The organism is Mesorhizobium sp. M0029 (assembly GCF_040323735.1).
Taxonomy (GTDB): domain Bacteria; phylum Pseudomonadota; class Alphaproteobacteria; order Rhizobiales; family Rhizobiaceae; genus Mesorhizobium.
This window is the reverse complement of sequence record NZ_JAMYVF010000031.1, coordinates 23,707-34,533: the sequence shown is the minus strand read 5'-3', so window position 1 is coordinate 34,533 and position 10,827 is coordinate 23,707. Positions and strand designations below refer to the sequence as shown.

8 protein-coding genes are annotated in these 10,827 nt (G+C 60.0%); all 8 read left to right on the top strand.

Annotated elements, in window-relative coordinates:
* On the top strand, positions 1 to 3,238 hold a 3,238-nt coding region (locus tag NKJ76_RS30190; RefSeq protein WP_352539070.1), incomplete at its 5' end, for a beta strand repeat-containing protein.
* A 68-nt stretch (positions 3,239 to 3,306) separates the two neighbouring features.
* Positions 3,307 to 3,678, top strand: a complete 372-nt coding sequence (locus NKJ76_RS30185; protein WP_023704351.1) for a hypothetical protein — start codon at positions 3,307 to 3,309, stop codon at positions 3,676 to 3,678.
* Positions 3,679 to 3,759: 81 nt separating this feature from the next.
* Positions 3,760 to 4,470, top strand: a complete 711-nt coding sequence (locus tag NKJ76_RS30180; RefSeq protein ID WP_352539069.1) for a lytic transglycosylase domain-containing protein — start codon at positions 3,760 to 3,762, stop codon at positions 4,468 to 4,470.
* Positions 4,471 to 4,568: 98 nt separating this feature from the next.
* Complete coding sequence (locus NKJ76_RS30175) at positions 4,569 to 5,768, top strand: ABC transporter substrate-binding protein (protein ID WP_352539068.1); 1,200 nt, start codon at positions 4,569 to 4,571, stop codon at positions 5,766 to 5,768.
* A 13-nt stretch (positions 5,769 to 5,781) separates the two neighbouring features.
* A complete protein-coding gene (locus NKJ76_RS30170; RefSeq protein ID WP_352513656.1) occupies positions 5,782 to 6,489 on the top strand; it encodes a thermonuclease family protein in 708 nt (235 codons plus the stop codon).
* 165 nt (positions 6,490 to 6,654) lie between these two features.
* Positions 6,655 to 7,407, top strand: coding sequence for a GGDEF domain-containing protein (locus tag NKJ76_RS30165; protein WP_031243550.1), 753 nt, complete (start codon positions 6,655 to 6,657; stop codon positions 7,405 to 7,407).
* A gap of 950 nt (positions 7,408 to 8,357) precedes the next feature.
* On the top strand, positions 8,358 to 9,437 hold the full coding sequence (locus NKJ76_RS30160) for a LacI family DNA-binding transcriptional regulator (RefSeq protein ID WP_023667744.1): 1,080 nt from the start codon (positions 8,358 to 8,360) through the stop codon (positions 9,435 to 9,437).
* Between the two features lie 363 nt (positions 9,438 to 9,800).
* Positions 9,801 to 10,793 carry a substrate-binding domain-containing protein gene (locus tag NKJ76_RS30155; RefSeq protein ID WP_023704355.1) on the top strand — a complete coding sequence of 331 codons (993 nt, stop codon included), beginning with the start codon at positions 9,801 to 9,803 and terminating at the stop codon, positions 10,791 to 10,793.
* Positions 10,794 to 10,827: the final 34 nt, after the last annotated feature.

Genomic DNA, 10,827 nt, shown 5'->3' with positions numbered 1-10,827 from the left:
CGTCGACAACGTCGAGACCTTCACCTACCAGGCCACCGACGCCAACGGCAACACGATCACCAACACCATCACCATCGACGTCACCGACGACGTGCCGACGGCGGTCTCGAACAGCAACAATGCTGCCGAGGGCGCCATCGTGACCGGCAACGTGCTGACCAACGACGTGGCCGGCGCCGACGGCTTTGCCGCCGGTGGCGGGGTTGTCGGCGTGGCCGCCGGCAGCAACACGGCAGTGCCGGTGAGCGGCGGGCTTGGCGGAGCGGGCATTCCCGGCACCTACGGCACGCTGACGCTGAACGCCAACGGCACCTACAGCTATGACGGCCTGCCCAACGTGGTCCCGGTCGGCGGCGCGACGGACACCTTCGTCTACACCATCATGGATGGCGACGGCGACCTGTCGACGACGACGCTGACCATCAACCTGTCCGACAGCGGCCTGGCCGCTTCCAACGACGACCTGACGGTCAACGAGGCGGCGCTGCCGATCGGCTCCAACCCGCCGAGCACCGCCGAGACCATTGCCGGCACCGTCGTCGACAATGTGTCGGGCGGCACCGGTCCCTACACCTACGCACTGCTGAGCAGCGCCACCGGCGTGCACGGCACGCTGACCTTCAATGCCAACGGCACCTACAGCTACACGCTGACCTCGCCGGTCGACGGCATCGACGCCAACAACGGCACCAACACCGTCGACAACGTCGAGACCTTCACCTACCAGGCCACCGACGCCAACGGCAACACGATCACCAACACCATCACCATCGACGTCACCGACGACGTGCCGACGGCGACGAACGACACTTGGGCTCCGACCATTACAAGTGCGACGGTCCTCACCGGCCTCCTGACCAATGACAAGTTTGGCGCCGATGGCGTCGACACCGACAACAATCCGGTCAGCGGCCAGGTGACCGCCACCAACGGTGCTCACGGCACCGTCACCTACAACAACGATGGAACGTTCACCTACACGCCGACGGGCATCTATATCGGCTCGGACTCTTTCACATACACGATCAAGGACGGTGACGGCGACACTTCGACGGCCACGGTGACCCTGAATGTGCAGACCAACACCGTTCCATCGGGTGGCGGGACAGCATCGTTGACATTGAACGAAGCCGCGCTCGACACTACGCTCGATGCCTCGGCGCCGGCGGATCTCCAAGCTGGGGCCGTGACCGGCACCAATCCGAGCAGTCGCGGCGAGACGGCGCAAGCAATCAGCGGCATCACCTTCACCACGACCGGCGAAGCCATTAATGTTGCATTCGCCAACCCGACCGGCGATCCAAACTGGGTGGCGCCGACTGTTTCTGGCCTAGCCTCTGGATACACAATCAGCTGGGCGCTCGTCGGCAACCAACTCGTCGGCAGTCTGATACAAACGGCCGGCAGCGTGAACCTCGGCGCATTCGTCTATCTGGCGCTGTCAAACACAAGCGCCGGCGCCAACAGTTCGTTGACACCCGTCGTTACCGCGACACTGACCGACCAGCTCCAGCATCTTGCCGGCTCGGGCAACGTCACCATCAACGGGCTTCAGGTGGTGGCAACCGACACCAGCGGTGATCATGTTTCCGGATCGGTCAATCTGACGGTCCTGGACGACGTTCCGCTGCCATTCAAGCCGGATGGCATCTTCGTGGAAAACACCACGCATACGGTGCTGACGGAGAGCATCAATTTTGCCGCGAGCGCCGGTGCTGACGGCGTTGGCAATGTCGTGTTCAACGTGACCGAAGGCGCGGCCGTCACATCAGGCAGCACAAACATATTCCTGAATGGCGAGCAGGTCTTCTTCCACGTCGTCGATACGCATACTGTGGAGGGACGGACCTCGGCCGCGAACGGCAGCGACCTCGCTTTCACGGCGACCCTGAACCCGGCGACAGATACTTGGACATACACCCAGGCCGCGACGATGTTTGCCGGCAACCAGTTCAATACGGCGAACTTCTCGCCAAGCGGTGGCAACAACCAAGCGATTGTCCTGGACTCCATCGGCTCAACCAGCGACCTGCTCGCAACCGCCAACAGCCCCAATTCCGTGAACACCAGCACGGGCAGTTGGGGCGTCGATGGCGGAAACAGCATCAGCCCTGGTGAGAAGATCCGCTTCGATTTCGTCAGCAATGCAACCACCGACGGCACCATCGCCGGAACCCCCGCGGGCATCGGGGCGGGAACCCACTATACGGATCACTACGAGGTGGCTAGCTATACACAGGGGATTGGCAATGTCTCGGGACCTGGCCTGGTTTCTATAACGATCCGCCCGGTCAACGCCGACTATGATAACACCTACATAGGTGATGTTACCGGCGAAAGCACGGCCCTCGGCGCCTTGGTCACTGTCGTCAACGGCTCCGGCGGAGCTACTCCGACCGCAACGAACAATGGGGACGGAACGTGGACGATCACCGGTCTTGCGCAAGGCGACACCTTTACCGTGGTTGCAAATTCAGACCCGTTCAGCGCAATCGAAATTTCGGCCAATGTTGGCTCGAATGACTTCAAACTGGGCCCGGTCACCTACACGACCGCCAACGCCGTCACACCGTTCGACATCTCGATCCCGGTCACGGCAACCGACGGTGACGGCGACCCAATTGCCGGGTCAGTGACGGCACACCTTTCGCCCGACCTCAGCACCTGGCAAGGAACTTCGGGCGTGGACACTCACACCACGACCGCGACAGAAACCACGCTGCTCGGCGAGGACGGCAACGACACCCTCAATGGACTCAATCTCCAGGCTGATATCCTCTCCGGCGGACGCGGCGATGATACCTTGTCGGGCAACTCCGGTAACGACACGCTTTACGGCGGCTCGGGAGCGGACATACTGTTCGGCGGCGACGGCAACGACCTGCTGATCGGCGGTTCCGGTCAGGACACGCTCACCGGTGGTATAGGCGTCGATACGTTCAAGCTCGAGCACCTCGACATCAAAGATCTTATCGCTGACTACAGCGGTGTCGGCGGCCATGGCGACATCATCGACCTTACCTCACTGTTCGATACAGCCGCCGGAGGGGCCAATGTCGGCGACTTCGTGAACTACAATGCGGGAACGAACACTGTCAGCGTCGACGCCGACGGTTTGGCCAACGGCGCCAATTTCGTGGACGTGGCCACCTTGACGAACGCACCCGTCGCCAACACGATCACCCTGCTCTACGATGACGGAGTGACGCAGCATACGACAACGGCAAACGTGGTCTAGGAGCATGGTGCGGAGCCACGCGACTATGCTATGTATTAGAGATTAGGAATACAGAGGGGGATCTCATCATGAAACGTTCCGTAAGACTGTTGGTTTCCGCTGCGACGCTGTTTCTGGCAGTCGGATCGACGGGCTATGCCGCCGACATCATCGACGGGCCGGTGGCCGACTATTGCCGGACCGTCGGCACATCGAACCTGGTGTTGAACGACAACATCGTCGATCTCAAGGTCCAGGTGGTCAAGCTGATGGACGAGTCGGTGGCCGTCGCCAACAGCTCGGAATGGATCAATTCGTCCCGCCCCGCCTTCGTCTGGGCGTCGGAAGCCAAGGTCGCCTGCGGCATGGCCTATGGCTACCTCAAGACGAACTACAAGGACGAGGACACGCTCAACAAGTGCGAGTGCTTCCACGACCGCATGGTCGAGTACATGAACTGACCGAAAGGGATCCGGCAGTGCCGGTTGGCTGACCCGATGGTCGGCGGACGATTGACGAGGGCGATCGCCGGAGCGATCGCATTGACCGGTTTTGGCCAGCTTGCCACTCAAGCCTGCGCCAACTGGCTGGAACGACCTAGCCTGGAGAGACCAGCACCGTTCGGCTTGAGGCGGCCGGTTCGCTGCGACACCGCCTCCGAATGGACGCGCGCGACATTCAAGGCGTTTGCGACATGCCAGGCATCGCTCTACGGCCTGGAGCCGGTGCTGGCGCACGCGGTGATGGAGATCGAAAGCGGATTCGATCCCGATGTGCACGGCGCCGATGGTGAGGTCGGGTTGATGCAGGTAATGCCCGCGACGGCCCGAATGCTGGGCTTTCGTGGCTCGCTCGACGAGCTTGGCGCGCCGGCGACCAACATCGCGCTCGGCGTCAGATATCTGGCGCAGGCAAACAGCCTTGCCGCAGGCGATCTCTGCACCACCGTCATGAAGTATCGTGCCGGGCACGGTGAAACCCGGTTCTCCGAACTTTCGGTCCGCTACTGCCGGCGTGCGCGTGCAATCCTGGCGAGAGAAGGTTTTGCGGTGGCCGGGCCATTGCCGGTGGCGACGTTCGGATTCTCCGCATTCCCGACAGCAGGAGAAGATGGTGCCCCTGCCCCGGCGAGGCGGATTTGTGTGCGCCGCCTGTTCGTGCCGGGCCCACGATACATGAAATGCGCGGACTATCGAAGCGCCGGGCAAGCCAGAATGATCAAGGCGCTCCGGGCAAAACTTTTCGACGGCTGAGCCATAATCCAGCAATTGCAAAGACGGCGAGGCAAGTCTGCCGTAAGATGAACGGATGAGACCGGGACAAATACCCGGCGGGATATGAGGGAGGCATCATGGATTCTGGCCGGCAGCGACACGGTTCGTGGACGTGGGCGATCGTCTTTGCGTTAGCGGGCATAGTGTCGGGCTGCCAGTCGAAAGGCAGCGTCTCGGACGCGCTCGACCAGGCGGCGATCGCCGCACCCGGAGCGCCGGCCGCCGGCACCGCTGCCAGCCCGGCCCAAGCCACGCGATCGCTCGGCACCGGGTCGACGAAGGTCACGATGCTGCTGCCTTTGTCGGCCCCGGGCAACGCCGGCGAAAACGGCCGGAAGATGCTCGATGCGACCAAGCTGGCAATGGCCGACCTTGGCAGCGCACTGCTCACGGTTACGGTCGAGGACACCAAGGGCGACAGCGCGCACGCCAGCGAATTGGCTGTGAAGGCGATCACCACTGGAACCAAGATCGTCATCGGCCCGGTCGAACTCGCGGCCGCGCAGCACATAGCCAAGCTGTCGGGATCGAAGCGGCCGCCGGTGCTGGCGTTGGCCGACAATTTCGCCGGCGGCCCGGGCGTCTATGCGGTGCGCCTCAACGAGGCCGACAGCGCGGCCGCGGGCGCAGCCGGCCTGGCGGCCAAAGGCAGCAAGAAGTTCGTGTTGCTCGTTGCGGCGGGCCCGAATGCCAGCGTGGTGGAAAAGCGGGTCGCCAACAGTCTCAGCATCTATGGCGCGACGCTCGCCGTCACCATTCCGTATCCGGCCGGCGACGGCGGCACCAAAGTGGTCAATGATGTGGGCTCGCTGGTCGAGGCTCCCGACGCCATCATCATCGCCAGCGGCGACGACAATCCGGCGCCGATCCTTGCGGCGCTCAAAACGAAAGGCATTCCTGGAAAAGCAATTGCCGTCGTTGGAACCAACCGCTGGCTGGAACATCCGATGGAGCCGCTGTTTGAAGGCTCCTACATCGCCACGCTCGACCCAACGGAAACCGGCCCGATCGCCGACCGCTTCAAGACGACCTACAATTATCCAGCCGACGCCAATGTCGCCTACGCCTATGATATGGTCGCCCTGACAGCAGGAATTGCAAGTTCGGCCGGGCCTGACGGCTTCAGCAAGCAGGTGCTCGAAAATCGGAGCGGATTTCGCGGATCGACCGGCCTGTTCCGGTTTCGGGCGGATGGCTCCAGTGAGCGATCCATGCCCTTCTATCAGGTTCAAAAAGGTGCACTCAAGCTGGTCGCCAAATCGACATCGGGGTATTGAGGGGCAAGGAACCTTGCTTGAGTTGATGGGCTGGCTGAGGCACAATCGCTTGATAGCGCTCGGAAGCCTGCTCCTCCTGGCCGGGGTCTTGTTGATCATCCGGGCCGCAGATCTGCTTCCGAACAATCGGCCGGCGCCACGTCAATCCATCGATCATAGCCAGGCAATGCGACCACCTCCGAGCGCCGCCAATACGCCATGGCGAGGACGGGCACGCAAGATTGCTCAGGACCTTATCGCGCCGCCACAGCTTGATCCGGCGCAAATCGAACGGGTCGAGCCGCGCCCGCCGCTCAGCGACCTTGGTCTGGCTTCGCCTGCAGGGATGCGGATGCCAAAGGATTGGAAAGAGGTCCTGCTGTACCAACCGGTTGCCACCTCGTCGGCAACCTTCGAATCGATGGGGCGCAAGGTAGCCATCAGCGGGATCCAAGGCATTGACCTGGATGAGACCTGTTCGTTTCGTGGCATCGCCTGGCCTTGCGGCCAGCGTGCGCGCGCGACGTTCAATTCCTGGCTGCGCGGCCGGGCGCTGAAATGCGTCGTGCCGCCGGAAATCGATCGTTTTGCCATTGCGGCACCGTGCAGCTTGGGCAAGCAGGATGTCGGCGCCTGGCTTGTTTCCAATGGCTGGGCGACGGCCCTGGCGAGTGGCATCTACGGCAAGGCGGAGGCAGTGGCCAGAGACGCGCAGATGGGGATATTCGGCCCGCCGCAATAGCCGATAATTCGGTGTCGTCCCTTTTACCGCCGTAGCCTTGCTTTTGAAGGCCTGATTTCGGGCCGATGGTAGGTGATTGCGCCATTACTAAAATTGTATGTTTCCTCGAAACTGAAAGTGCAGCACCTTGGCCTTATGACAGCCGATCAGGCGGGAGATTGGCTAATGATGACACCAATGGCGAATAGCTCGCCCCGGCAATGGAAAGATATCGCATGGCTGACTGCCCTGGGATCGGCGGGAATTCTGCTCCTCTCGGTTGGCCTCAACTATCTGCTTCTGTTTTCGGAAGTCTTGACGCCGTTTGGCCGCAGCATGGTCACAGCGATCCTGTTGCCGGTCATGGTCGGTGGCCCGCTTTTGCTGTTCATTGGCCTGCAGCGGACCGAGCTCGTCCGTTATCGAAGAGAACTCAACAAGTCGGCGACCTTTGACAGCCTGACAGGCTGCCTCAACCGGACGGTCTTCACTTCGATGGTCGAAAGGAGAGCAACCAGGCCAAAATCGTCTGGTCCAAGATCTGGCGCCTTCCTGGTCATTCATCCCGAACACATCAGGTCCATCAATCTGCGCTTCGGCCTTGGCTGGGGTGACGAAGCCTTGCGGCTCATAGCCTCGACCATCCAGTCATCGGTACGCAAGGAAGATCTGGTGGGCCGGATCGGAACCTCCATGTTCGGGGTCTTTCTGCCCGGTGCGACAGAAGACGACGCCAGGGAGATCGGCGAGCGTATCCGGGCGCGCGTGGCCCAAGCCTATTTCGCGCCAAAAGGAACCGCGGACACGCTGACCATCAGCGTCGGCGGCGTGGTGTTTGAAAACGAGTTGGAATTCGAGGACATGTTCCGATCGGCGGAATCGCTGTTATCCGGCGTCGAACGCCAGCCTGGATTTCAATTGTCGCACCTCCACAACTAGAGCGTTCACCGTTTCACGGAAGCGGCGAACCGCTATGTCTTTGTTTTTACGCAAATTCCGGACGGAAAACCGCACGCACTTTTCCTGGAGTTGCTCTTGGCAGTCAGAACATTGATCAGCACCTGACGGGTATTTGGAATGAGAAAATACAACGCTACGGCGGCCTTGCTCCCCGCAAGCGTAAGGCTGATCCGCAAAATCCGGGACTTTGCGGGCTTCAGCCGCGATCTAACCACCGCTGCAGCAGAGACAGTTGGTCCCGCGTTCACGGTAGCATTGTCTTGTAGAATCTAGTCGGCTCGGACGGCCGTATCAAGGCTTTCGCTGGAACATGCTAAAGTGCCGTTCACGCGCATACATCACTCGAAAAGCGAGTTCCGTATATATTCCAAAACGTTGCTCTTCAAAAAGTACCGCAGGCCGAGAAAGCTGTTGACGGTACTTTTCTCGAACGTTGCAGTCGAAGACTCCAGTTGCTGATCTGGGTCGATTTTGAATGAGATGAACCGCAAATCGTTGTTTTCCGCGCAACCTACGCTTGGGCACTCCAGACTGGCTAACCCCTACTCCCACTCGTCCAAACAGCATATTGAAATCGGAGGGACTCGATCGTGACGCGTGCGCCCGACCATCGCCAACGGTGGGCTCCAAACTGATCGAAACTTCTCGTCGACCTTTGCAAGGTGATTGATCATCGGGGAGACCAAAGCCGAAACACTGGGGTTGGTGTCTCCAGTGACGCTGAACGAAGCTTCAGGGAAAATCCCAAATCTGCCGATTTCCCTGGCGCTGTCATTGCAACGATCGAGACAATCAGGGAGACCGGACCGGAGGCACGAGAGGCGGCGTCCTTCCGTGGGGTCGCTCCTCCAAACCGTTTGACGCAATTTAGAGATGTTGCCTTGACCCCGCACTAGCGTCTACTGCATCTGCTAGTAGGAGCGTCACGAATGGCGAGAAAGTCTGTCCGACGCAAGTCAACGATTTATGACATCGCGGTGGCGGCAAAGTTGTCCCCGACAGCGGTTAGTCTCGTCCTCAATGGCTCGTGGCAACAGCACCGGATCAAGGCGGAAACCGCAGCGACCATCCTCGATTGGGCTGAGCGGCTTGGCTATGCTGTCAACCTCAAGGCACGAGGATTGCGGCTTTCCCGATCCGGGCTCGCTGGAATGATCTTGCCACATTACCGCAATCGCTTCTTCGCCGGATTGGCCGAAGCCTTTGAAGCGGAATCCCGCGTCCACCGCTTGTGCCCGATCGTCGTCAGCACCCATCGCAATCCTGATAACGAGTTGAGTGTGACGGAAACCCTGCTGGCCCAGCAGGTGGAATTTCTCTTCCTTGCGGGCGTTCGTGACCCCGATCCGCTGAATGATCTGTGCCGGGCAGCGGGCGTCCGGTGCATCAACATCGATCTGCCAGGCCGCCGGGCTCCCTCAGTTGTTTCTGACAACTACGGGGGCGCCAAGGCGCTCACAGAGATCATTGTTCAGAAATTGAAAGAACGAGGGGGCTCCACCGAAGATCTCTTCTTCTTTGGCGGGGTCAGCGATGATGACGCAACACGTAGCCGTTTGCTGGGTTTTCACGATGCGCTGGCAGCGCATGGGATTGTTACGGGCCCGGGCACGATTGACTGCTGCGGATACGCACCGACCAACGCTGCTCGGTCTCTCGCTGCACGATACGCTCAGCTTGGGCATCTGCCCTCAGGTATGTTCGTCAACGGCGTGACCGCTCTTGAAGGAACATTGCGGTTCACTTCGACACTAGCCTCAAGTGAGCTTGGACGGGTTGTTGTCGGAAGCTTCGACTGGGATCCATTCGCGGCGCATTTGCCCTTCGATGTGACCATGGTCCGACAGAATGTCGAGGTGATGATTGCTGAAGGATTTTCGCTTCTCGAGAATTATTCGATAGACCACTTTCCGCTGGTGACCGTACCGACCAGCTTTGGGCGAACCGGAGAGCATGACGGCGCCCAAGAAGATTGGGATTCGGCATCCAAATCGAGCATCGACCACTAGCAATTCTTTGTCACGAGACATCGTTGCAGAAGTTCAACTCCGTTCATCAGCACCTCGGATCTGGGTAGCACCGCCTCCACCCAAGGCTCGCGGGCGATCGCATGTCGTTCTACGGGTGCAGCCTGAGTGCGAAGGGCGGATCGTTTACATCAATCGAGAAATGTTTTTAGACGCTGGTGGCGTGACCGCCTTGCTAAATCTATTTAGCACCTTGACCGGCCGGCATTCAAAGTCTTTTATGGCGCGTTCTGGGAGGAATGCGGCGCCGAGTGCGTCAATGCCGTCGGGCACAAAGGGGTGGGCCAAACAAAGCCGACATGGGCAATAGGCAACTGAAAAACTCGTCAATCAGGGAGGAATTAAATGTTAGCAAAAACTATACTCGCGGCAGCGTTCGGCGCAGCCCTTTCGGTCGCCACAATGAATGCTGCGCTGGCAAAGGACGTCAAGGTTGGAGTTGTCGTGAAGATCGGCGGCATTCCCTGGTTCAATGCCATGGAAACGGGAATAAAGGAAAAGTCGAAAGAGCTTGGCGACGACGGCTTCATGGTCGGGCCGACCAGCGCCGACCCGGCACTTCAGGTCCGCGCGATCGAAGACCTGATAGCTCAGGGCGTCAGCGTAATTGGCGTCGTGCCGAATGATGCAAACGTTCTCGAGCCGGTTCTAAAAAAGGCGCGCGACACGGGCATCAAGGTCATAACCCATGAATCGCCAGACCAGGTGAACGCTGATTGGGACTTCGAAATGGTCTCGGCCGTTGGTTTCGGTGAGGCCCATGCCAAGCTATTTGCCGAGAAAATGGGCGGCAAAGGCAAGTACGTTGTGTACGTAGGTTCTCTTACTGTGCCCGCACACAATGCCTGGGCCGATGCTGCAATCGCCTACCTGAAGAAGAACTTTCCCGACATGCAGATGGTTGGCGACAGATATGGCGTCGCCGAGAGCGCCGATGACAGCCGAAAGACGGCTCTGGATGTGCTTGCCGCCAATCCTGACCTCGGCGGCTTCCTGACGTTCGGCAGTCAGGGACCGATCGGCGCCGGACGCGCGATCGAGGAGCAGAAGCTTGGTGACAAGGTGGTTCTTGTCGGTTCATTCTCGCCTAGCCAAGGCAGCGCAATGCTCAAATCCGGCATTATTGACGGCGGCTATATGTGGAATCCTCTGGAAGCGGGCAAAGTATTCGTAACGATGGCTGATTTTCTGGCGGGCGGCGGTGAAATTACCGACGGCATGACGATCGAAGGTCTGGGTGTCGTTCACCCTGACTTCAAAACCGGCACCATCATCGTGGACGCTGTGCAGCCTATCACGGTCGAAACGGTCGATGGTCTTGCAGCCCTAGGGCTTTAGATGGCGGACCATGGCTGGCGTGCCGGGGTGGCAA